General features: G+C 64.0%; 21 protein-coding genes and 1 pseudogene. 15 read left to right on the forward strand and 7 right to left on the reverse strand.

Going from position 1 to position 23,060, the window contains the following annotated elements; genetic code table 11:
* The first annotated feature begins 196 nt into the window (after positions 1–196).
* Positions 197–1,438: a cytosine deaminase gene (gene codA / locus A4C63_RS22275; protein WP_063914610.1), complete on the forward strand. Its 1,242-nt coding sequence runs from the start codon at positions 197–199 to the stop codon at positions 1,436–1,438.
* Positions 1,439–1,451: 13 nt separating this feature from the next.
* On the opposite strand, the gene A4C63_RS22280 is transcribed toward codA, so the two are convergent.
* The 3 genes from A4C63_RS22280 to A4C63_RS22290 all read right to left on the reverse strand — a co-directional run bounded on the left by A4C63_RS22280 (position 1,452) and on the right by A4C63_RS22290 (position 4,129).
* Positions 1,452–2,399 (reverse strand): ornithine cyclodeaminase family protein, encoded by a 948-nt coding sequence (locus tag A4C63_RS22280; protein ID WP_063914611.1) that lies wholly within the window; start codon positions 2,397–2,399, stop codon positions 1,452–1,454.
* Positions 2,396–3,397 carry a threonine/serine dehydratase gene (locus A4C63_RS22285; protein ID WP_063914612.1) on the reverse strand — a complete coding sequence of 334 codons (1,002 nt, stop codon included), beginning with the start codon at positions 3,395–3,397 and terminating at the stop codon, positions 2,396–2,398. The genes A4C63_RS22280 and A4C63_RS22285 overlap by 4 nt, the downstream gene beginning before the upstream one ends.
* A 126-nt stretch (positions 3,398–3,523) precedes the next feature.
* Positions 3,524–4,129, reverse strand: a complete 606-nt coding sequence (locus tag A4C63_RS22290) for a transcriptional regulator (protein WP_063914613.1) — start codon at positions 4,127–4,129, stop codon at positions 3,524–3,526.
* A 239-nt stretch (positions 4,130–4,368) separates the two neighbouring features.
* Between A4C63_RS22290 and A4C63_RS22295 the strand changes: the two genes are divergently transcribed.
* Positions 4,369–5,361 (forward strand): DNA-binding protein, encoded by a 993-nt coding sequence (locus A4C63_RS22295; RefSeq protein WP_063914614.1) that lies wholly within the window; start codon positions 4,369–4,371, stop codon positions 5,359–5,361.
* 133 nt (positions 5,362–5,494) lie between these two features.
* Positions 5,495–7,060, forward strand: coding sequence for a sensor domain-containing diguanylate cyclase (locus A4C63_RS22300; RefSeq protein WP_063914615.1), 1,566 nt, complete (start codon positions 5,495–5,497; stop codon positions 7,058–7,060).
* Between the two features lie 243 nt (positions 7,061–7,303).
* Here the strand turns inward: A4C63_RS22300 and A4C63_RS22305 are convergent, their stop codons facing one another.
* Both A4C63_RS22305 and A4C63_RS22310 read right to left on the reverse strand, forming a co-directional pair.
* Positions 7,304–7,813 (reverse strand): GNAT family N-acetyltransferase, encoded by a 510-nt coding sequence (locus tag A4C63_RS22305; RefSeq protein WP_063914616.1) that lies wholly within the window; start codon positions 7,811–7,813, stop codon positions 7,304–7,306.
* A gap of 27 nt (positions 7,814–7,840) precedes the next feature.
* Positions 7,841–8,554: an MgtC/SapB family protein gene (locus tag A4C63_RS22310; protein ID WP_013972648.1), complete on the reverse strand. Its 714-nt coding sequence runs from the start codon at positions 8,552–8,554 to the stop codon at positions 7,841–7,843.
* 397 nt (positions 8,555–8,951) lie between these two features.
* Between A4C63_RS22310 and A4C63_RS22315 the strand changes: the two genes are divergently transcribed.
* Positions 8,952–9,419: a sterol desaturase family protein gene (locus A4C63_RS22315; protein WP_063914617.1), complete on the forward strand. Its 468-nt coding sequence runs from the start codon at positions 8,952–8,954 to the stop codon at positions 9,417–9,419.
* A gap of 25 nt (positions 9,420–9,444) precedes the next feature.
* Here the strand turns inward: A4C63_RS22315 and A4C63_RS22320 are convergent, their stop codons facing one another.
* Positions 9,445–10,338 carry a bile acid:sodium symporter family protein gene (locus A4C63_RS22320; RefSeq protein WP_063914618.1) on the reverse strand — a complete coding sequence of 298 codons (894 nt, stop codon included), beginning with the start codon at positions 10,336–10,338 and terminating at the stop codon, positions 9,445–9,447.
* A gap of 184 nt (positions 10,339–10,522) precedes the next feature.
* Between A4C63_RS22320 and A4C63_RS22325 the strand changes: the two genes are divergently transcribed.
* The 11 genes and pseudogenes from A4C63_RS22325 to A4C63_RS22375 all read left to right on the forward strand — a co-directional run bounded on the left by A4C63_RS22325 (position 10,523) and on the right by A4C63_RS22375 (position 20,197).
* Positions 10,523–11,386: a Dyp-type peroxidase gene (locus A4C63_RS22325; RefSeq protein WP_063914619.1), complete on the forward strand. Its 864-nt coding sequence runs from the start codon at positions 10,523–10,525 to the stop codon at positions 11,384–11,386.
* 87 nt (positions 11,387–11,473) lie between these two features.
* Positions 11,474–12,382, forward strand: coding sequence for an aldo/keto reductase (locus A4C63_RS22330; RefSeq protein WP_063914620.1), 909 nt, complete (start codon positions 11,474–11,476; stop codon positions 12,380–12,382).
* A gap of 4 nt (positions 12,383–12,386) precedes the next feature.
* Positions 12,387–13,670 (forward strand): NTP/NDP exchange transporter, encoded by a 1,284-nt coding sequence (locus A4C63_RS22335; RefSeq protein ID WP_063914621.1) that lies wholly within the window; start codon positions 12,387–12,389, stop codon positions 13,668–13,670.
* Positions 13,671–13,818: 148 nt separating this feature from the next.
* On the forward strand, positions 13,819–13,995 hold the full coding sequence (locus tag A4C63_RS22340) for a general stress protein (RefSeq protein WP_063914622.1): 177 nt from the start codon (positions 13,819–13,821) through the stop codon (positions 13,993–13,995).
* Between the two features lie 60 nt (positions 13,996–14,055).
* On the forward strand, positions 14,056–14,253 hold the full coding sequence (locus A4C63_RS22345; protein WP_063914623.1) for a hypothetical protein: 198 nt from the start codon (positions 14,056–14,058) through the stop codon (positions 14,251–14,253).
* A 21-nt stretch (positions 14,254–14,274) separates the two neighbouring features.
* On the forward strand, positions 14,275–15,615 hold the full coding sequence (locus A4C63_RS22350; protein ID WP_063914624.1) for an iron-containing redox enzyme family protein: 1,341 nt from the start codon (positions 14,275–14,277) through the stop codon (positions 15,613–15,615).
* Positions 15,615–16,568 (forward strand): class I SAM-dependent methyltransferase, encoded by a 954-nt coding sequence (locus A4C63_RS22355; RefSeq protein WP_063914625.1) that lies wholly within the window; start codon positions 15,615–15,617, stop codon positions 16,566–16,568. Before A4C63_RS22350 ends, A4C63_RS22355 begins: the two co-directional genes overlap by 1 nt.
* A 6-nt stretch (positions 16,569–16,574) precedes the next feature.
* The gene (locus tag A4C63_RS22360; protein WP_063914626.1) at positions 16,575–17,681 is read left to right on the forward strand and encodes a carboxylate-amine ligase; all 1,107 of its coding nucleotides are present in this window, start codon (positions 16,575–16,577) and stop codon (positions 17,679–17,681) included.
* Positions 17,682–17,737: 56 nt separating this feature from the next.
* Positions 17,738–18,325, forward strand: coding sequence for a nucleosidase (locus A4C63_RS22365; protein ID WP_063914627.1), 588 nt, complete (start codon positions 17,738–17,740; stop codon positions 18,323–18,325).
* A 252-nt stretch (positions 18,326–18,577) separates the two neighbouring features.
* A pseudogene (locus A4C63_RS22370) lies at positions 18,578–19,301 on the forward strand (SDR family oxidoreductase).
* A gap of 74 nt (positions 19,302–19,375) precedes the next feature.
* The gene (locus A4C63_RS22375) at positions 19,376–20,197 is read left to right on the forward strand and encodes a Ku protein (protein ID WP_063914628.1); all 822 of its coding nucleotides are present in this window, start codon (positions 19,376–19,378) and stop codon (positions 20,195–20,197) included.
* Positions 20,198–20,493: 296 nt separating this feature from the next.
* Here A4C63_RS22375 and ligD read toward each other — a convergent pair whose 3' ends face one another.
* The gene (ligD, locus tag A4C63_RS22380; RefSeq protein ID WP_063914629.1) at positions 20,494–22,986 is read right to left on the reverse strand and encodes a DNA ligase D; all 2,493 of its coding nucleotides are present in this window, start codon (positions 22,984–22,986) and stop codon (positions 20,494–20,496) included.
* Positions 22,987–23,060: the final 74 nt, after the last annotated feature.

Raw genomic sequence — 23,060 nt, forward strand, 5'->3', positions numbered from 1 at the left:
CACGCCCGCTCCCACAGGGGGCGCGCCAGCTTTTAGAAATTGATCAAGACAGTTGCTCCCACAGGTACTGCGCGGGCTTCAGGGCTGTGGTTTACCTGTGGGAGCTGGCTTGCCGGCGATAGGGCCAGTAGCAAATATCACAAGGCTTGGGTCACTATGCTGGTAGGGCCACCAGCCAAGCCCAGGGAGAAGCATCATGAACATCATCAACGCACGCCTGCGCGGCAAGCCTGGCCTGTTCCGCATCGAACTGAGCGGCGAACGCATAGCCGCCATCAAGCCCCAGGCCGACGGGGTGGCGCCGCGCGCTGGCGACGACCTGGATGCCGGGCAGAACCTGGTGGTGGCACCCTTTATCGAACCGCACATCCACCTGGACGCCACGCTAACCGCTGGCGAGCCGCAATGGAACATGAGCGGCACCCTGTTCGAAGGCATCGAGCGCTGGGCCGAGCGCAAGGCAATCACCACCCACGACGACATCAAGAGCCGCGCGAAAAAGACCATCGGCATGCTGGTGGACCATGGCATCCAGCATGTGCGTACCCATGTCGATGTCACCGACCCCACCCTGACCGCGCTCAAGGCCATGGTCGAAGTGCGTGACGAAGTGCGCGACCTGCTCGACCTGCAGATCGTCGCCTTCCCCCAGGAGGGTATCGAGTCGTACGCCAACGGCCGGGCGCTGATGAGCGAAGCGGTGGCCATTGGCGCCGATGTGGTCGGCGGCATCCCGCATTTCGAAAACACCCGCGACCAGGGCGTGTCGTCGGTGAAGTTCCTGATGGACCTGGCCGAGCGCACCGGCTGCCTGGTGGACGTGCATTGCGACGAGACCGACGACCCGCAGTCGCGCTTCCTCGAAGTGCTGGCCGAAGAGGCCCGGGTGCGCGACATGGGTGCCCGGGTGACAGCCAGCCATACCGTGGCCATGGGCTCGTACGACAATGCCTACTGCTACAAGCTGTTTCGCTTGCTCAAACAGTCGGGTATCAACTTCGTCTCCTGCCCGACCGAGAGCATTCACCTGCAAGGGCGTTTCGACAACTTTCCGAAACGCCGCGGTGTCACCCGCGTGGCCGAACTCGACCGCGCCGGGATGAACGTATGCTTTGGCCAGGATTCCATCGTCGACCCTTGGTACCCGCTGGGCAACGGCAACATCCTGCGTATTCTCGAGGCCGGCCTGCACATCTGCCATATGCTTGGTTACGAAGACCTGCAGCGCTGCCTGGACCTGATCACCGACAACAGCGCCCGCACCCTGAACCTGGGCGAGCGCTACGGCATCGAGGTGGGGCGGCCGGCGAACCTGTTGCTGCTGTCTGCGCCGGACGATTACGAGATGGTGCGCAGCCAGGGGCATGCGCTGGTGTCGGTACGCAACGGTAAGGTGCTGATGCAGCGGACGCCGGCGCAGGTGCAGCGCTTTGTCTGACGCCGGCGTGGACTCAGGCGGCCATCGCAGCCAGGGCGCAGCTTGAGATCTGCGCATCCTGCACGGCTACACCGGTCAGGTCCGCCAGGGTGATTTGGCGATCATGCTCACGCCCTTTGGCGCGGCCAGCCAGCAGCGTACCCAGTTCGATCAACTGGCTGGCGTCGATCCGGCCGCTGTTCAAGGCGTGGGCAACCTCGCCGTACTGGCTGCACTGGGCCATCGAGTCGACGATGATGCGATCTGCCCTGGCCACCAGCGCCGGGTCCAGCTCCTGCTTGCCTGGCGCATCGGCCCCGACAGCGGTGATGTGCGTGCCGGGCCGGACCCACTCGCTGCGCAACAACGGCTGGCGGGACGGGGTCGTGCAGACGATCAGGTTTGCCGCCGCGGCGACCTCTGCAGGGTCACGCGTGGTTCGCACCTCGTAACCCAGCTCGCGGGCAAAAGCGCTATAGGCGACCAGCCCGCTGTCGTGGCGACCCCAGACAACGACCCGGCGGCAGTCGGTCACCGCACCCAGCTGCTCAAGCTGCATCCGCGCCTGCATGCCGGTACCCAGGATGCCAATGGCGGTGACCTGTGCCGGCGCCAGCAAGCGCGCAGCGATACGCCCGGCCAGGGCTGTGCGCATACCGGTCAGCCAGCCCTCGTCCTGCAGCAGGGCCAGCGGCTGCCCGGTGTGTGCAGACAGCACCAGCATCAGGCCATCGTTGCTCGGTAAGCCCTTGGACGGGTTGTCATAGAAGCCGGTCGAGAGTTTGACCGTGAAGGTGGCGCTGCCCTCTATATAGGCCGATTTGACGCAGCAGTCACCGTTGGCCCCGGGGAAGGCAAAGCCCTGGACTGGCGGGACCTGCGCTTTGCCCTCGGAGTAGGCGATGAAACCTTGCTCCAGGCAGCGTACCGCAGCTTCCCGGTCCAGGCTGGCGATGATCTGCGCTTTGCTGAAGACCTTCATTGGACGGCCTCGAGGAACTTGTCCAGCAGGATGTTGCGGCCACACAGGATGACCGCGACGCGTTTGCCACGGTAGCGCTCGGCAAGCTTTTGCATGCCGGCGACAGCAACGCCGGCGGCACCTTCGATGATCCAGCGTTCACTGCTGGCGATATCGCGCATGGCCGCCCTGATCTCGGCCTCGCTGACCAGCACGGTATCGGTCAGCAGCGCCTGGCACAGCGGGAAGGTGATGCTACCGGGCTCGACACCGCCGGCCGTGCCATCGGACAGCGTGTCAGTAGCGTCCACGTCGATGATTTCGCCGGCCTTGAGCGACTGTTGCAGAGCCGGATCATTTTCTGGCCAGCAACCGATGATGTCGGTGCCAGGTTTGAGTACCCGCAGGGCGGCAGCGATGCCGGCAATCATTCCGCCACCGCCCACGGCAACGAACACGGCGTCAAGCTCTGGCGCCTGCTCGAACAGCTCGATGCCGATGGTGCCTTGGCCAGCGATGACTTGCGGGTCGTTGTAAGGCGATACGAACGGTTTACCCTGGGCCTTGGCCTGCCTGGCCGCCTCCAGTTCCGTACTCAGCGGGTCGGTGGGAAGGCAGACCACTTCGGCGCCCAGTGCACGCATGGCTTCCACCTTGTACGCAGAGGCGGAAGTGGTGGTGTAAACGGTGACGGGTACGCCAGCGCGCTTACCCGCCAGTGCCAGCGCTTGCCCGTGGTTACCGGAAGAGGCGGCAATCACCCCCTGCTGGTGTTGATCGACCGGCAACAGACGGATCTTGTTGCTGGCCCCACGAAACTTGAACGAGCCGGTGTGCTGCAAGTGTTCGCATTTGAGCAGCACCGTGCAGCCGCTCGTTGCCGACAATCGGGCACTGTAGGTCAGCGGGGTGATGCTGACGGCCGGGCGCAGCGCCACATGGGCATCCTTGATCGCTTCGTATAGCGCATCGAGGTAATGGGTATCGACAACGGTGGGGGAACCTGTGGCGGCTGACATGACTGCACTCCTGCCTATATATGGAATATATGTCCACCGTAGACTAATAGTCCACACAAGGCGATAGGGCGAGCGAAACCGTCGGCGCCCCATCTGGCCGCCAGCGTTGTGAAGTAAAGCGGGGGGTTAGGTCCGGAATTCCTTCAGGTACTTGTACACCGTGGCCCGGCCCATGTTGAGCACGCTGGCGATGTAGTCGGCGCCACTGCGCCCTTCGAACGCGCCTTCGGCATGCAATGCCTGCACAAGGCTGCGCTTGTCTTTTATCTGCAGCGTTTGCAGTGACAGGTTGCGCTCCTGCAGCCAGGCATGCAGGAAGGTGTTGATGCGTTCCTGCCAGTCGTTGCGGAACAGCGAATCTGGCTGCGGCACCAGCCGGCTCATCTGGAAGAACGCATCCAGCGCCGCGCGGGCCTGCTCCAGTACCGACACATTCAGATTGATGCACAGCAGGTGCTCGGCTTCACCGTCCTGGTTGCGCAGCACGGTGCTGATGGAGCGGATCTTCTGGCCGTTCCAGTTGAGCTTCTCGTAGGGCCCCAGGTTGGCACCGTTGAGCAGGTCCCCCAGCTCGTGATCGATCGCCGAGTCATCGCCCAGTTTGCGCTGGGAGAAATTGTTGGCGATGTGCACGACGGTCTGGCTACGCAGGTCATGAAGGATGGCTTCTGCGTGCGGGTACAGCAGCAGTGCGATGCTGTCGGCGATTGCCTTGTAGTTTTCCAGGGTCATTTTCTGTCGGTGATCGGGTGCTGGATGCCCATGGTGGCGGCAAAGCGCAACTGACACAAGGCAGCTACAGGCAGGACCGGTACGTTTGCCCAGCTCGAAAACAGGCCAATTTCTCATTTCACATGCGATAAGCCGTGATTATTCAACCTTAGTAAATGTTTGCAGGGGCGATTGCTTGTCTTCATAATTGGTATGTAATTACATGGTACATAACACGGTACAAAATCGTAGGAGCAAGCATGGCCCGGGGCGGTATAAACAAGGTTGTAGTGCAGCAGGCGCGTCAGGCGCTGATTGCCCGGGGCGAAAATCCCAGCATCGATGCCATACGTATCGAGCTGGGCAACACCGGCTCCAAGACCACGATTCACCGCTACCTGAAAGAGTTGACCGGCCAGCAGCCCGTGGCCGCCGAGGGCGGCATGGCGCTAAGCGACGTGCTGAGCCGAATGGTCGGGCAACTGGCAACCCAGTTGCAGGACGAGGCCGACCTGAAGATCGAGCAGGCCGAGAGCACCTTCACTCAACAGCGCGAGCAGCTGGAAGCGCAGCTGGCGATCGCCCAGCAGGCACTGGCTGCGGCGCATCAGCAGCATCAGATCGATGTGGCTGCACTGGCCGCCGAATCGGAAAAATTGCTTTCGACCCAAAGTACCCTGCAAGCCGAGCAGTTGCGCAGTGCCAGCCTCAATCAGTCGCTGGGCGAGTTGCAGGTGCGCCTGGCCGACAAGAACGAGCAGGTAAAATCACTGGAAGACAAGCACCGCCATGCTCGCGACGCGCTGGAGCACTACCGCAACGCCAGCCGCGAACAGCGTGAACAGGAACAACGCCGCCACGAAGCGCAACTGCAACAGTTGCAGGTGGAAGTGCGCCAACTGCAGCAGGGCATGATCGTCAAGCAGGACGAGCTGACCCGCCTGCACCGCGACAACGAGCGTTTGCTGGGTGAGCATCGTCAGGCCGCCAGCGCCTGCAGGTCGCAGGATGAATTGCTGGAACAGCGTGATGCGCAGATCCAGGGCTTGCGCACGATCCTGGCCCAGGCGCAGGGCGCCAGTGAGGAAATGCGCCGGCAGCTGGATGTGCAGGCACAAAGCCTGGAGGCCAGGCGCGACTTGTGCGCGGAACAGGCGCGCCAGTTGCAGCAGCTTGAAGAGCAGCTCAAGGCACGAGACGACGCGTTGCACCAGTGTCAGACGCGGTTGTCTGCCGCAACCGCTGCGCAGTAGTGAGCGCGGTCCTTGCCGCGTACGGTTGAGGGGGCACGGGCGGTCAAGGTTAAATCGTTTTCCTGGCCGGCTGCGCCCAGGTGGCGCTGAACTATAGTGAAAGGCGGCAAACGCGGTATGGCTAGGGATTTCAATGTGTGCGGCCAGGAAACAGGATGAGGACGGACTCTTCGCGATAGCCGGCGAAGGCCGCGCCGTGGCGTTGTTCCGCCTGGTACTGGCGTTCATGCTGGTAGTGATGCTGGTCTTCGTCGTGGTGGAAGGCTGGCGTATCTGGCGCGACTACCGGCACGCCTTTAACAATGCCGAGAACATGGTTACCAACCTGGCCCGGGCCACAGCGCAGCATGCCGAAGACGCCATCCGCCAGGTCGACGCCATCACCGCGGCGCTGGCCGAGCGCCTGGAAGGCGACGGTTTCGAGCACATCGACCGGCCACGCCTGCATACCTTGCTGGTCCAGCAGAAAAGCATCATGCCGCAGTTGCACGGGCTGTTCGTGTATGGCCCCGATGGCAGCTGGATCGTGACCGACCAGGCGGTAGTCCCGCCCAATGCCAACAATGCCGACCGCGACTACTTCATCTACCTCCGCGACCATACCGACCGTGGGGTACACATCGGTTCGGTGGTGCGCAGCCGTTCGACTGGCGACCTGATCATCCCCATTTCACGGCGCCTGGAATATGCCGATGGCAGCTTCGCCGGGGTGTTGCTGGGCACCATCAAGGTGGCGTGGTTCGTGCGTTACTACGGCGACTTCAAGATCGACGAACGTGGCGCGCTGGTACTGGCCAAGCGCGACGGCACCATCCTGGTACGGCGGCCGTTCGTGGAGCAGGTAGTGGGCCGTAGCCTGAGCAACAGCGAGATCTTCCGCAACCACTTGCCGTATGCAACGGAAGGGGTAGCCGAGGCGGTCGCCGTGGTCGACGGCACGCCACGGCTGTATGGCTTTCGCGCGCTGTCCAGCTACCCATTGGTGGTGGAGGCGGGCTTGTCGCGGGAGTCGATCGTCGCGCCCTGGCGGCACGACGCAATCAAGTCGGTGTCGGTACTGCTGCTGTTACTGGTGGGGCTGGCGGCCTTTGGGGGTGTGGTGCTGCGCCAGTTGCGCGAGCGTATTGTCATCGAACGGGCCCTGCACCAGGCACACCAGACCCTGAAGGCCCTGGCCCTGACCGACAGCCTGACCGGCCTGGGTAACCGCCGGCGGCTGGATGCGGTGTTCGAGCCGGAGCTGCGCCGGGCGAGGCGCCAGGGCTATCCACTGGCGCTGGTGATGCTCGACCTAGATTACTTCAAGGCCTACAACGACCGTTACGGGCACCCAGCGGGCGACCAGTGCCTGCAGCGCTTTGCCGAGTTGCTGCAACAGGCGCTGAAGCGGCCGGCCGACCTGGCTGTGCGCTATGGGGGCGAGGAGTTCACACTGCTGCTGCCCGATACCGATGCACGCGGCGCGGAGCTGCTGGTGCAGGAAGTGCAACAGCTGTTGCGTCGGCAGCTGCAGGAGCATGCGGGCAGCCCGCTGGGACGGGTATCGTTCAGTGCGGGGATTGCCGTGGGTGACCTGGCACGGGAGGGGGTGACGGCCGAGAACCTGATGGCGGCGGCGGATGCGGCGCTGTACCAGGCCAAGCGCCAGGGGCGGGATGGGTATTGTGTGGCGGGGCGTGTGGTAGTGAGAGGGGAATAATGATTCCTTCAATTGCCTGCACCGGCAAGCCGGCTCTCATAGAACTGCACATAACTCATTGAATTAGCAGGGGCCCTGTGGGAGCGGCTTTAGCCGCGAACACCGGCGCAGCCGGTGCCATGCACCGCGTTGGATTCTTCGCGGCTAAAGCCGCTCCCACAGGGTTTGCGCATGGCTTAAGGTCAACGCTGTCGAGGTCGGAGCTGGCTTGCCGGCGATGGGCTGCGGAGCAGCCCCAAGCGCTCAAGGCCCTACATAAAGGCGCATCGCACAGCGCCCCGTGAGTCCATGGGCTAGCTCCCTGGCCAGAATGCCCCGCAGCCGCGCATTCAGCGACTCCTCATCAACCACCTCAAACCCGAACCGCGCATAGAACGGCGCATTCCACGGCACCTCGGCAAAGGTGGTCAAGGTCAGCTCCCGCGCGCCCATCTGACGTGCCGCATCGACCACCTGCTGCAGCAGCATGCGTCCGACACCTTGCCCCTGGGCCTCCCGGCGCACCGAAACTTCGTGAAGATGCAGCGCCTGATCCTCCAGTCGGGCACAGGCAAAACCCAGGATGTGCCCCTCCAGATCCTCGGCCACCCAGCTACCGCCTGCGTCGACGAATGCCCGGTGTCTCTCTCGGTCCATCACATCACCCTGTGCCAGCCATGCCAGCGCCGGCCAGGCGGCAAAGGCCTGGGCCGCCGAGCGTTCGACCTCAGGGAGCCATTGAATGTCGCGCTCAAGGGTAGGGCGGATGCGCATGAGCCAGTCCTTTTCAAGTTGTACATCCTAATCTGCCGCCAGCACTTGTGGCTGCAATTGCCAGCGCACCGAGCTTACACCTTTCTCCAGGCTGACCCGGCTGACCAACCGTTCCAGTTGCGCTGGCGCCTGCGCGGTGCCCAGCAGTTCGGCGCGCACTTCCAGGCGTGCGGGGTTGGCCAGGTCTTCGCTGTGCAGTGACTGCAGGCGCAGCTGCGGGTCGCCCAGGCTGTGCAACATCAGGCTGCGGACCTGGATCTCGTCCTCGGCGCGGCAGACGATGCGCACTTCGAAGTGCTGCTCCACCTCGCTGGCCGGCACCACTTCCTGGCGGTCCAGGCGCTGGGCAATGTCGCGCAGCAGGATATTGGCGCACAACACCACCAGGCTGCCCAGCGTCGCCTCCAGCAGCAGCCCGAGGCTGCACAGCACGCCGACCGCGGCTGTGCACCACAGCGTGGCTGCGGTGTTCAGGCCACGAACGTTGAACCCGTCACGCATTATCACACCGCCACCAAGAAAGCCGATGCCCGACACCACATACGCGGCGATGCGCGACGCATCGGTGGGTGCCATGCCTGGCACCGCCTGGGTCATCAGCACGAACAGGCAGGCACCGGTGCTGACCAGTGCATTGGTGCGCAGCCCGGTCAGGCGCTGGCGCAGTTGACGTTCGGCGCCAATCAGCGCCCCCAGCAGCAGGGCGATGCTGACACGCAGCAAAAATACTTTCCAATCCATAGCAAACCTCTTCCACGGGCACACGCCCGCATGAACGCCATCAGCTGGCGCGGTTGAAAAACCAGAAAATGCGCAGGACCACGAAGGGGAAGGAAGAAGAGGGGGTTACAAGAAACCACCGTCTTGCCTGGCCGGCCAGACAGTGCAGGACACTGCCGGACTAGCGCGCCACGTGGACCTGTCGCAAGCGACTGGGGCTACTGTCCAATGCAGGTCTCCTGTTCAGGGATGCAAAATTGCGCCGCGGACCTTACGCCCCGTGGCAGGCCAGGTCAAGGGTGAAAACATGACAACGGGCTTCATCCGCACCGGGTTTGCAACCGGTCACGCCTGCATGGAAAAAAACACGGGCAATCGGTACCCTTGCGCCTTCCCTTGCCATCACCCGGACCCTTCCATGCTGTTCAATCTCGCCGTGCTGTTCGGCACCCTGGTGGCCATGGAGGGCGTTGGCACGCTAGCTCACAAGTACATCATGCATGGCTGGGGCTGGTGGCTGCACCGTTCGCACCATGAGCCGCAACTGGGCATGCTCGAAACCAATGACCTGTACCTGGTGGCCCTGGGGCTGATCGCCACGGTGCTGGTAGCCCTGGGCAAAGGTGGTCATGCGCCCTTGCAGTGGGTGGGCGGCGGGGTGGCGGGGTACGGCGTGCTGTATGTCGTGGCCCACGACGGGTTCTTTCACCGGCACTGGCCGCGCAAGCCACGGCCGGTCAACCGCTACCTCAAGCGTTTGCATCGCGCGCACCGGTTGCATCATGCGGTGAAGGGGCGCACGGGGAGTGTGTCGTTCGGGTTCTTCTATGCACCGCCGTTGAAGGTACTGAAGCAGCAGTTGCGGCGTAAGCGCAGCCAGTTGTGACAGGGGCTCCCACAGGGAACTCGCCTCAGTTCACTGTTTCACCCTTGGCTTGCACCGCCACATGCCCGCGGCTCACCCACCAGCCAAACCCCGCCGCCGTGAAGAACATGATCAGGCTGTACAGCGCCGCCGGCACCGCCATGGTGGCGTTGTTCAGCAGCGAAGGGCTCAACGCCAGGGCAATTGCCAAGGTCCCGTTGTGAATGCCGATCTCCATGCCGATGGCAATCGCCTGGCGCTTGGGAATGTTCAGCAGGCGCGGCACCCAGTAGCCCACGCCCAGGCTCAGCAGGTTGAACAGCAGCGCGGCCAGGCCCACCACCGGCGCGTACGCAACCACGGTCTGCCAGTCCTTGGCCAGGGCCAGGACGATGGTGAACGCCAGGAACAACGCGGCCACCAGTTTCATCGGCTTCTCCATGCGTGCGGCGAAAGCGGGGGCGAAGCGGCGAATCAGCATGCCCAGCGCCACCGGCAACAGGACGATGGCGAACACCTGCATCACCTTGGCAAACTGCAGCGGGATGGCCTGGTCCGATGCCATGAACCAGCTCAGCGACAGGTTCACCAGCAGCGGCATGGTCAGGATCGCGATCAACGAGTTTACCGCCGTCAGGGTGATATTCAGCGCCACATCGCCATGGGCCAGGTGGCTGAACAGGTTGGCCGTGGTGCCGCCAGGCGAGGCGGCCAGCAGCATCAGCCCCACCGCCAGGGCCGACTCCAGGCCAAAGCCGTTGGCGATCAGGAAACACACCAGCGGCAGCAGTAGGATCTGGCAAACCAGGCCTACCACTACCGGCTTGGGGTACTTCACCACGCGGGCGAAGTCAGCCAAGGTCAGCGATAACCCGAGGCCGAGCATGATGATGCCCAAGGCCAGCGGCAGAAACGCGGTAAGCAAAGGTGAGGCGGTCATGGGCGGTCTCTCGGGCGAAGGATCCCGAGGAGTGTAGGTCGGCCGTGATTGATAGCTAATTGCAAAGCGCCAGCGCTTGGTAACCGTTTGTTACCAAGCGCAGCGGCCAGTGAGGCTGCATGCCGCGTTGCAGTAGGCTTGCGGGCGCAGTAGCATTCCTGTTTTAGCCGAGGATTAGCCTGTCATGCCTTTCCAGCAAGGTCTGCTTGCCACCCCGGTGCCGGCTCACGCCCGTCACCTGTTCTTCACCCTGCAGTCGCCCGAAGCCCTGCCTGCCGCCTTGGATGCCCTGCTGTCGCAGGTTGATGGCGAACAGCTGATCCTGGGTGTCGGCGCCCCGCTGGCCAAGGCCCTGGGCCGTGAAGTACCTGGTTTGCGCGCCTTCCCGCAGCTGGATGCCGCCGTGGAGAACCCCAGCACCCAACACGCCCTGTGGCTGTGGCTGCGCGGTAACGAGCGCGGCGACCTGCTGCTGCGTGCCCAGGCCCTGGAGCTGGCGTTGGCACCAGCCCTGCGCCTGGCCGACAGCGTCGACGGCTTCCTGCACCGTGGCGGCCATGACCTGACCGGCTATGAAGACGGCACCGAAAACCCGGTGGACGAAGAGGCCGTGCAGGCGGCCATTGCCGCCGACGGCTCCAGCTTTGCCGCGTTCCAGCTGTGGAAGCACGACCTGGAGTACTTCAAGTCGCTGCCCCAGGCCGACCAGGACAACATTATCGGCCGCCGCCTGAGCGACAACGAAGAGCTCGACGACGCCCCCGAGTCCGCCCATGTCAAGCGCACGGCCCAGGAAAGCTTCGAGCCAGAAGCATTTATCGTCCGTCGGTCGGTGGCCTGGGCTGACCAACGTGGCGCTGGCCTGGCCTTCGTGGCCCTGGGCCACAGCTTCGAGGCATTCGAAGTGCAGCTGCGGCGCATGAGCGGCCTGGAGGACGGCATCATCGACGGCCTGTACCGCTTCAGCCGGCCACTGACCGGTGGTTACTACTGGTGCCCACCCATGAGCGAGGCGGGTGTCGACCTGAGCCTGCTGATGCAGGCCTGATCGCTACACATCCAGATACAGAAACACCGGCTGCAGCGGGGTACAGCGGCTAGCCTTGAAAGTTTCCGCGCCATGACGGAGCTTTCCATGTACGCACGTCGCGATGTCCTACGCGCGGGTGCAACCCTGGGCTTGCTGGCCGCCAGCCCGTGGTTGCACGCCGCCGCCCCGGCAGGTTTGCTGAGCCGCAAGGTGCCGTCCACCGGTGAAGCGCTGCCGGTGATCGGTGCCGGTACCTCCGGCAGTTTCGAAGTGGAAGCCGGCTCGGCCCAGTACCAGCAGCTGAAAGTCGTACTGAAGGCGTTCTTCGAAGGCGGTGCCCGGGTCATCGACACCTCGCCCAACTACGGCGGCGCCGACAGCATTCTCGGCCAGCTACTGGAAGAGGGCGGTTGGCACCGGCAGTGCTTCATCGCCACCAAGATCGCCGCCGACAGCCGGGCAGACGCCGAAGCGCAATGGGCCGGTAGCCTCAAGAGCCTGCGCACCGACAAGGTCGACTTGCTGCAAATCCACAACCTGCGCGACTGGCAGACCCAGCTGCCCTATGCCCGCGAATTGAAGCAGCAGGGCAAAGTCCGCTATGTCGGCATCACCCATTACCTGAACAGTGGCCAGGACGAGGTCGCCCGCATCGTGCGCAGCGAACCGCTGGATTTCATCCAGATCAATTACTCGGTCAATGCCCCCGGCGCCGCCCGCGAACTGCTGCCCCTGTGCCAGGACAAGGGCGTTGGCGTGCTGATCAACCGGGCTTTCGACGACGGCCGCCTGTTTGCCCGGGTCAAGGACCAGGCCTTGCCCGGCTGGGCCGCAGAGGCGGGTATCGGCAGCTGGGCACAGTTGTTTCTCAAATTCGCCATCAGCCACCCGGCGGTGACCACGGTCATCCCTGCGACCAGCCGGCCCGAGCGCCAACTTGACCAGCTCAAGGCCGGACACGGGCCGTTGCTGACCCAGCCTCAGCAACAGGCGCTGATCGAGCTGTTTGCCTGACACCATGGCAGCCTGGCGGCGGCGCCTGGACCAGGGGCTGAACATCCAGCCCGGCGAGGGGCCGGCGGTGATCGCCGGTGTGCTGCTGTTCTACCAGTTGTTCACTGGCTATTTCATGCTGCGCCCGGTGCGTGAAACCATGGGCGTTGCCGGTGGCGTGGACAACCTGCAATGGCTGTTTACCGGCACCTTCATCGCCACCCTGGCGTGTCTGCCGTTGTTTGGCTGGCTGGCCTCCAGGGCGCAGCGCCGGCACATCCTGCCCTGGACCTACGGCTTCTTCGCCAGCAACCTGTTGCTTTTTGCCGTGCTGTTCGCCCGCGACCCGGAAGCGCCATGGACGGCCCGGGCCTTCTACATCTGGTTGTCGGTGTTCAATCTGCTGAGCATCTCGCTGGCCTGGAGCGTACTCGCCGACCTGTTTTCCACCGCCCAGGGCAAGCGCCTGTTCGGCCTGCTGGCGGCCGGGGCCAGCCTGGGCGGGCTCAGTGGTCCCATCCTGGGTACGCTGCTGGTGGTACCGCTGGGCCATGCCGGTTTGCTGGTGCTGGCCGGGGCGCTTCTGCTGGGCAGCATCGGCGCGACGTTGTTCCTGCAACGCTGGCGAACGCGCCATCCACTGCCGGTACAAGCCGAGCGGCCGGACTCCCGACCACTGGGCGGCAACCCGTTTGCCGGTGCCACTGCCGTACTGCGCTCGCCCTACCTGCTGGGCATTGCGCTGTTCGTGGTATTGCTCGCCAGTGTCAGCACCTTCCTGTATTTCGAACAGGCGCGCATCGTCAGCGAAACCTTCACCGAGCGTACCCGACAAACCCAGGTGTTCGGCCTGATCGACACGGTGGTTCAGGCCCTGGCGATCCTCACTCAAGTGTTCCTTACCGGTCGCCTGGCTCGCCGTATGGGGGTGGGCGTGCTGCTGGTGGCGGTGCCGCTGGTGATGGCAGCGGGCTTCCTGTGGCTGGCACTGGCCCCGGTGTTCGCCGTTTTCGCGGTGGTGATGGTGGTGCGCCGGGCCGGTGAGTACGCGTTGGTGCGGCCGGGGCGGGAGATGCTGTTCACCGTGCTGCCCGCCGAGGACAAGTACAAGGCCAAGAACTTCATCGACACCGTGGTCTATCGTGGCGGCGACGCCTTGAGTGGCTGGCTCAAACGGGCGCTGGACGTGATGGGTGAGCATCCGCAACTGGCAATGCTGATCGGTACGCTGCTTGCCTTGGGTTGGGCGACGACCGGAGGTTGGCTGGGACGGCGCCAGGCGCGCCTGGATAGCACGCCGCGCGACTGACAGGCGCGCCAAATATGCTGGTGCCGCTTATTTAATGCCGCTGGTCCGAACGCTTCGCATTAAACCGAATCCGCCGGAATGACCGAACTCCCAACAGGTGTACGGCAGGTAATGCCGTGCATTCCGAAGTCATACGAGGTTTAAGACCATGGCCAACAAAGAGAACAGCCGCACCGGCAACCAGCAGGGCAGCCAAGGTGGCAACAAGAACCCGGGCAACTTTGCCAATGACCGTGAAAAAGCCTCCGAAGCCGGGCGCAAGGGCGGCCAGCAATCCGGTGGCGACCGTACCAGCGAATCGGGCCGCAAGGGCGGTCGTTCGTAAATGAGGCTACGCAGTGCCCGGGCGACCGGGCGCTGCGATCTTGCACAGAAGGAGAACCCCATGCGATTGATCCCTCTGATAGCCCTGGTGGGCACCCTTGGCTTGCTGGCTGGCTGTTTCGACCGGGATAACGACCACCCGGCAAAGGATGCCGACCAAAGCAAACCCTCGCTGCAGATGCAGCAACCCGGCGACAAACCTGCTCCGCAACCTGCTCCAGACCCTGAACCGATGCCCGGTCAGAAACCCAGCCAATAAAACGTGGACAAGGACTACCGCATGACGGCAATGACCCGCAAGACCGACGCGGTGGTACCGGCTTCGGCAAATGGGCCAAGCCTGACCGAGCGTTACAAGACGTTGCTCGAAGGCCCCGACACCACGAGCGCCGCGTGGCTCAGCGAACAGTTGGCACGTGCGCAACATTTGCCGGATGACCTGCCTGCCGATCCTGCTCAACTGGACGCCTGGAGCGCTCGCCATGGCAGCCAGGTGGCTGAAGCCTATGCGTGTTACCTCGAGCAACGCCGCCAAGGTGCACCAAGGCGCTATTTTGCCAACCGCGCCCAGGCGCTGTGGTTCCTGCAACAAGTGGCGCCCACCAAGGCAGTGGACGGGGCATGGCTGCACAGCACCTTGCGACATTGGGGCGATCCGCGCTATCACGGGCTTATCCGCACCTATATGGAAGAGCTGGGCGGCGGCGATCCGCGTTGCAACCACGTGCTGATCTACCAACGGCTGTTGAGCCGGTTGGGTTGCCTGGTGCTGCCTGAGCTGGACGACCAGCGTTACCTGCAAGGCGCCTTGCAGCTGGCACTAGGGCGCCACGGCGATGATTTTCTTGCCGAGGTGATCGGCTACAACCTGGGCTACGAACAACCGCCGCTGCATCTGTTGATCACTACCTACGAACTGGCGGAGCTGGGCATCGATGGTCATTACTTCCAGCTTCACGTGACCATCGACAATGCGGCCAGCGGGCATTCGCATCTGTCCATCCAGGCGCTACGCCAACTATGCCCGGTCGACGACGCTGGCCTGTTCTACCAGCGGGTGCGCAGTGGCTACCGCTTGAATGGCCTGGGACTTGATACGCCCAGCCTGATCAGCAGCTTCGATCTTGAAACCGAACTGCTGTCGGCACTGGAGCACAAGCGCTCCTTTGGCCAATTCATGCACGCCGACCATTGCCGCTTGCAAAAACGCACCGTCAACCAATGGCTGGCCGAGCCCGGTGCCATGCCCGCGTTTTTGCAGGCCCTGCAGGCGCAGGGCTGGATCCGCCGCGGTGAGGCTCCTGCCAACAGCCGCTGGTGGGCGCTCATCGACGGCCCCTCGGCACCAATGTATGGCGTGTTCACCGCCTATGAAAAACAACTGTGGCACGACTGGATCGCGGCAGGCTGGCAAGCCCGGGGTCGCCGCGTGCTGCCTGGCAGCTGGGAGGTGCAGGTGCAGGTGCAATTGGATGATGCGCTTACGATTCCTGCCCCGGACGCCGATATCGAGACCTTGATCGACACGATGTCCGGTAACCGCCATGCGACACCGGAAGGACTGCTGGCCACCCGGCGCTACCTGCAGGCTACCGGCCTGATTCAGGAGGCAACCCGCTGATGCTGCTCGATCCACTACAGATCCAGGCTGACCAGGCAATGCTGCAATTGGGCAAGCGCCTGCGTGCCGACGGCTACCGCTTCACCAGTGTCACCCCGGCAACTCATGCTCGGGTGAATGCGCGCCCGGAAGCCGAGCAGGCCAGGACCGTACGCGATGTGTTCGGCTGGAGCCGTCCATTCCGTTCGTCATTGGTTTCTGCCGATGAGCTGGATCAGATGCGGCGTGCCCAGGTGCTGAAGGCGCACGGGGAGTTGCTGCTCAGCACCGTGCGCTGGTCCACAATCGACGACCTGCTGCTGGTGCACTCCGCGTACCCCACCCAGGAAGCCGACGCGGTATTTTTCGGCCCGGACAGTTACCGTTTCGCCCAGGTCATCCATGATCATCTGCAACGCACTCCGAAGCGCGTCGAGCATGCAGTGGATATTGGTTGCGGCACGGGTGTCGGCGCCTTGCTGATTGCCCGGGCGGCGCCCCATGCCCAAGTCAGCGCCGTGGACATCAACCCGCTCGCGCTGCGTTACACCGCGATCAACGCGGCACTGGCGGGCCTGAGCAATGTGTCCGTGGAACCGAGTGATATCCTCGACGGCATTACCGGGCTGTTCGACCTTATCGTTGCCAACCCGCCGTACATGCTGGATACCAGCGAACGTACCTATCGGCATGGCGGTGGTTCGCTCGGCGCGCAGCTGTCGCTGCGGATCGTCGAACACGCCTGCGAGCGGCTGGGTTCAGGTGGCTCGCTACTGTTGTATACCGGCGTGGCGATCATCGACGGCCGGGACGCCTTGCTCGACGCGGTCCGCCTGCGCCTGGCGGGCCCGGCGTGGTCCTGGGTGTATCGGGAAATCGACCCGGATGTGTTTGGCGAACAACTGAGCGAACCCGGTTACGAGCAGGTCGAACGCATCGCCGCCGTGGTGCTTACAGTCACCCGCAACAGCTGAGGCAGCATGGCACGACCCTGCACGTTCGGCATCGAGGAAGAATACCTGCTGGTGAATCTGGACTCGGGGCGGGTGCCAGCCACACCTTCGCCAGCCGTGGTCGGGCGTTGTCGCGAGGCGCTGGGCCAGCATTTTGCCCAGGAAATGTTCCGCAGCCAGATCGAAGTGGCCTCGCCGGTGTTCGCCAACTTGTTCGAGGCACGCGAGTTCTTCCAGCACAGCCGCCAGCGGCTGGGCACCGCGCTGGCCGAAGAGGGCATGGGCCTGTACGGCGCGGCAAGCCACCCAAATGCCGCCTGGCTGCGGCAGCAACCCGCCACCCCGGCGCACTACCGGCAACTGTTCGCGGACTACCGGCATGTGGCGCGGCGCAGCCTGCTCAACGGCCTGCACGTACACGTGGGCGTTCCGCCAGGCTGCGACCGCATGCAACTGATCAACCGCGTACTGGGCTGGCTTCCCTTGTTGCTGGTACTGAGTACGTCATCCCCGCTGTGGGCAGGCCAGTGCACCGGCTACATGAGCTACCGGCGAGTGATTTGCGGGGAGTGGCCACACATGGGGCTGCCCGAGCCTTTGCCGGACTGGGCCGCCTACGAGCGCTACCGTGCCTTGCTGCGACGCACCGGTTCGCTGGCCGCGGACGGCGACTTCTGGTGGGCGATCCGGCCTTCGCGACGCTTCCCGACGGTCGAGCTGCGTATCTGCGATGGCTGCCCGCGGCTGGAGGACGCGCTGTGCATCGCTGCACTGTTTCGCCACCTGATCGAGCACAGCATCGTGTACCGGCATGACCCCGCGGCCTGCAACCGCGAGCAGCGCTGGATCACCCAGGAAAACTACTGGCGTGCCATGCGCCATGGGCGCCAGGGTGAGTTCATTGGCCTGCACGAGCAACAGCCGGTTACGGCCGAAGGCTGGCTGGCCCAGTTGCAGGAGCAGTTGCCGGTCGACACCGCAGACGCCGAACGCGCCTTCCACCATGCACACCACCTGCTGCGCGACGGCACCCATGCCGACCAGCAACTGCAGTGCCTGGCCCAGGCCCGCGCTGCTGGGCTGGGCAGGGCGCAGGCGTTACGGGCCGTGGTGGCCGCCGGGGCTTGCAATTAGCCGGGGTTGGCCGAAAATGGCCGCGCCTTTCGCAGCCACTCGGAACCACCTGCGCCATGATGCTGATCAAGCAATTCCCCGACATTTCCCTGGACGACACGTTGTTTGTCTTCGCCCTCGAAGCCGAGGCCGGCGAGGTATTCGCTGACGTCAACACCGTGTTCACCGGCATCGGCAAGGTCAACGCCGCCATCGCCCTGACCAAGGCCATTGCTGCACGCCGGCCCAGGCTGATCGTCAATCTCGGCTCGGCCGGCAGCCAGCGCCACGGCAAGGGCGAGGTTGTGTGCTGCACCCGCTTCGTGCAGCGCGACATGGACGTGACCCCGCTGGGCTTCGCCCGCTACCAGACGCCTTTGTCGGATATCCCGGAGGTGTTGGAGCATGGGGCACAGATCCCCGGCCTGGCCCTGGAAACCTGCGGCAGTGGGGACAGTTTCGAGATCAACCATGGCGATGCACCTTATGACGTGGTCGACATGGAAGCCTACGTGCTGGCGCTGATCGCGCGCAGCGAAGGCATCCCGTTCGTGTGCCTGAAGTACATTTCCGATGATGCCGGGAGTGACGCGGCGCAGGACTGGGCGGTGCAGGTACACCTGGCGGCCGAGGCATTCAGGCGGGTGCTGTTCAGTCAGGTCTGATTGCGGGTCGGGGTAGGGACCAGTGTGACTGGCTCTGAGGGATCGTGCGAAAACCACTTTGAGTGACGTGTCGACCGCTGGTCGGAGTATGGGCCAGTCGGAAAAAACCATCGATGGCGGTTTACCTCGAAAACGGTAGAGCGGCCTTCGCGGGCTTGCCCGCTCCCACAGGATTACCACCGGTTTCAAGACCTGTGGGAGCGGGCAAGCCCGCGAATGGGCCAACACCGGTTTCACCAGAGGAGTGGCCCCATGCCCAGTAAACCCCACGACCAATTCAGCATGCAGAACCCGCTGACCCAGTACCCGCACCCGCCGTTCCCGGCCCAACACCAGCCAGCACCGGGGCTGGACGCTAACATGCAGCCCGAGCCAGACCACGGCGAAACCACCTACAAGGGCTTTGGCCGCCTGGCAGGGCGCAAGGCGCTGATCACCGGCGCGGACTCGGGTATCGGCCGGGCCGTGGCCATCGCCTTTGCCCGCGAGGGTGCCGACATAGCCCTCAACTATCTGCCCATCGAACAACCCGACGCGCGCAAAGTCATCAAGCTGATCTCTGAAGACCAATGTCTACGCGCTGTTCTGGTTGTGCCAGGCGGCCGTGCCGCTGATGCCGGCGGGGGCGACCATCATCAACACCGCTTCGATCCAGTCTTACCAGCCTTCGGCCACCTTGCTCGACTATGCCACCACCAAGGCGGCGATCGTCGCCTTCACCAAGGCCTTGGCCAAACAGGTGATCGAGCGCGGTATCCGGGTCAACGCCGTGGCCCCGGGGCCTATCTGGACAGTGCTGCAACCCAGTGGTGGCCAACCACCGGAGAAAATCCCCGACTTTGGTGCGCACACGCCCATGAAGCGCCCAGGGCAGCCCGCCGAATGTGCGCCGGTGTATGTGTTGCTGGCCAGCCAGGAGTCCAGCTATATCACCGGCGAGGTATTCGGTGTGACGGGTGGCAACCCGCTGCCATAGGGCAGGGCAGCTAAACCTTCGCCGCCCGGTGCAGTCGATTCAGGTATTGGCAGGCAACCTTGGGAGCACCGCTAATGGCTCGGGCAATCTGGAAAGGCGCCATCAGTTTCGGCCTCGTGCACATCCCCGTGGCCCTCAATACCGCAGTGCGCACCGAGCGGGTCGATTTCGACTGGCTCGACAAGCGCAGCATGGAACCGGTGGGCTACAAGCGGGTGAACAAGGTCACCGGCAAGGAGATCGACAAGGACAACATCGTCAAGGGCGTTGAGTTCGAGAAGGGCCGCTACGTGGTGATCAGCGAGGAGGAAATCCGCAAGGCCCGGCCCGAGGCGACCCAGACGATCGATATCTTTTCCTTCGTCGAGGCCGGCGAGATCCCGCTGCAGTACTTTGATACGCCGTACTACCTTACCCCGGACCGTCGTGGCGGCAAGGTGTATGCCTTGCTGCGCGAAACCCTGGCCAAAACCGGCAAGGTGGCGCTGGCCACGGTGGTGCTGCACACTCGCCAGCACCTGGCGCTGCTGCGACCGCTGGATGACGCACTGGTGATGATTACCCTGCGCTGGCCGGAGGAAGTGCGCGGGCTGGAAACGCTGGAGCTGGACAGCAGTGTGGCCGAGGCCAAGGTAGACAAGCGCGAACTGGACATGGCCAAGCGACTGGTAGAAGACATGAGCGGGCCGTGGAAACCGGCGGATTACCAGGATGTGTTCCGCCAGACCATCCTGGACCTGGTGGAGGAGAAGGCCAGCAAGGGCAAGATCGAGACGGTGGAGAAGGGCGAGGCGACGGAAGTGGGCAAAGGCGCAGATATCCTCGACCTCACCGAACTGCTCAAGCGCAGCCTGGGTGGCAAAAAGCCGGCGAAGAAGACACGCAAAGCGTCGTGAACCCTGGCGCTTGACGCAAGCCAGCAACGCAGGGCGCTGCACAGGACTTGTTGCGCTGGCAGGGACCTTGTGGGAGCGGGTTTACCCGCGAACACCGGCGAAGCCGGTGCCATGCACCGCGCTGGATGTTTCGCGGGTGAACCCGCTCCCACAGGGTGCGCAGGCCCGCCAGATAATCGGCCAGGGCTTCGGCGGCGCCGTACCAGCAGGCCGCAATGCAAGCGCCGCCATGCCAGAACCATGGGCTTGGCTCCTTGTTCAGGCACTGCGGGCGCAGCGTTTCAGGCAAGCCCTCATCAGGCCAGCCCCAGCTGCTTGCGCATGCCCACGGTGATCGATTGCCTTGTCTTGCCATAATCGGCCCAGGGGTCGTCCACATCGTCCAGACGCTCAAGCACATTGTCGATATTCCACTGGTTGGCGCCCTTGAGTTGCGGCAGTTCCTCGCGCCAGATCGGCACGGATACCGGCAGGCCTTCACGGGCGCGCAGGGTGTAGGCGCAGGCGGTGGTCGCGCCCTTGCCGTTGCGCAGGTAGTCGATGAAGATGCGCCCGACGCGGTTCTTGGGCCCGGAAACGGCACTCAGCCTGTCGGGGAAGAGCCTGGCCAGGTAGTCGACGATGGCGTGGCTGAACGCCTTGACCTCGTCCCAACTGGCCCGCCGGGTCAGGGGCACGACCAGGTGCATGCCTTTGCCGCCACTGGTCTTGAGGAACACCTTCAAGCCCAGTTCATCCAACAGCGTCAGGGCCAGTTGGGTGGCTTCGAGCATGGCCTTCCACGGCAGTGCCGGGTCCGGATCGAGGTCGAGGACGAAGCGGTCGGGCTTGTCGAAATCCTTGTCGGTGGCGTTCCAGGTGTGCAGCTCGAGCATGTTCATTTGTACCGCTCCCAGCAGGGTGTCGGCGCGGTTGATGACCATCGCTGCCTGGCCGGCCTCGGCCTTGTCGTAGCTGAGCACGTGGGGTATATGCAGTTGGCCGGCGTTCTTCTGGAAGAACAGCTCGCCGGCCAGGCCCTCTGGCGCGCGCACCAGCGCCACCGGGCGGTGCTTGAGCTGGGGGAGTATCCACTGGCTGACGGCGGCGTAGTACTCGGCGACCTCGCGCTTGGTAACGCCGCTGGTGGCGTCGATCACCCGCTCGGGGTGGGTCAGGCGCAGCTCACCCAAGGCCTCGGGGGCCTTGGGTGAGCTGCGCTTGGGCAGGGTCTTGGCGGGCATGCTGCGCTCCAGTTCGATGGCGGTAGCCGGTTTGTCATCACGCAGGCCGTGGAACACCGAATGGCGCACGATGCCGTCACGGGTCATCTGGGCATAGGCGACTTCGGCCAGCAGCTGCGGTTTCAGCCAGTGCACGCCGCGGGCTTCGGCTCCCGCGGGCGGCTTGGGCAGAGCCGGCGTGTCGATTTCCAACGGTTCCAGCCGGGCATGGATGCTTGCGAGGGTGGTGGCACTGAAGCCGGTACCGACCTTGCCGGCATAGCGCAACTCGCCGCTGTCGTTGTCGTGCAAGGCCAGCAGCAGTGCGCCGAAACCGCTGCGGCTGCCTTTCGGGTCGGTGTAGCCGACGATCACGAACTCCTGGCGCTGCTTGCACTTGAGCTTGATCCAGTCGGGGCTGCGACGGCCACTGTAGGGGCTGTCGACGCGCTTGCCGATCAGGCCTTCGAGTTGCAGCTGGCAGGCGCTGTCGAGCAGGGATTCGACGGGCTGGTCAAAGTCGGCGGAGTACCGGAGTACGTCCGATTCATTGTGCTCCAGCAAGTGCTGCAAGGTGCGGCGCCGGTCCTGCAGCGGTACCTGGCGCAGGTCCTTGCCGCCGAGGAAGGGCAGGTCGAACAGGTAATAGGTGATGTGCTCGTCATGTTCGGTGTCGAAGGCGTTCTGCAGCGCCTGGAAGTCCGCCGCGCCGTTCTCGCCGGCCACCACCACCTCGCCATCGAGCCAGGCCGCGTCGATGCCCAGCGCACGCAAGGCGGCAACCTGCCTGGGCAGCTTGCTGCTCCAGTCGTGGCCATTGCGGGTGAACAGGCGGACGTCATCGCCGTCGATGCGGGCAAGGATGCGATAACCGTCGAACTTGACTTCGTAGCGCCAGTCGCCGCCGGGCGGGGAGTCGACCAAGGTCGCCAATTGTGGCTGCAGTTGCGTCGGCAACGGCACCTTCCGGCCTTTGCTGGCCGGTTTGCGACGTGGTGCAGCGGCTTTTTTTGCTGCTGGCTTGCGCGGCACCAGCGTGCGGTCGCTGAGGACGCTGTCGGGCTGGGCGTCGACGATGCTGTAGTCGGCTTCGCTACGCGCCTGGCTGTCTTGCGACTTGACCAGCATCCACTGTTCCTTCTTGCCGGCCAGGTGGGTGCGAAACAAATTCCACATGCCGCCAAGCTTTTCGCCTTGCAGGCGGAAGCGCAACTTGCCCTTGGCATAGGCTTCGTGCGCATCGCCTTCGGGCTCCCAGATGCCCCGGTCCCAGACGATCACGTCGCCCGCGCCGTAATGGCCTTCGGGGATATGGCCTTCGAAATCGGCGTAATCCAGCGGGTGGTCCTCTACGTGTACGGCCAGGCGGCGCACCTTAGGGTCCAGCGAGGGCCCTTTGGGGATTGCCCAGCTTTTCAGCGTGCCATCGAGCTCCAGGCGGAAGTCGTAGTGCAGGTGGCTGGCGTCATGCTTCTGGATGCAGAACTGCAGCGCATGGGCCCGCTTGCCACGGCTGCGCTTGCCGCTGGGCTCGGGCGTGGCGGTGAAGTCGCGCTTGCGTGCGTATTCCTCTAGGGGCTTGGCCATGACGGCTCCGGCAGTTCTGAGTCTCTATGGTGGGAGCCAGCGGCCCGGGCGGTAGTTCAAAAAAACTCTGAATC

This window comes from Pseudomonas sp. p21 (genome assembly GCF_001642705.1).
GTDB lineage: Bacteria > Pseudomonadota > Gammaproteobacteria > Pseudomonadales > Pseudomonadaceae > Aquipseudomonas.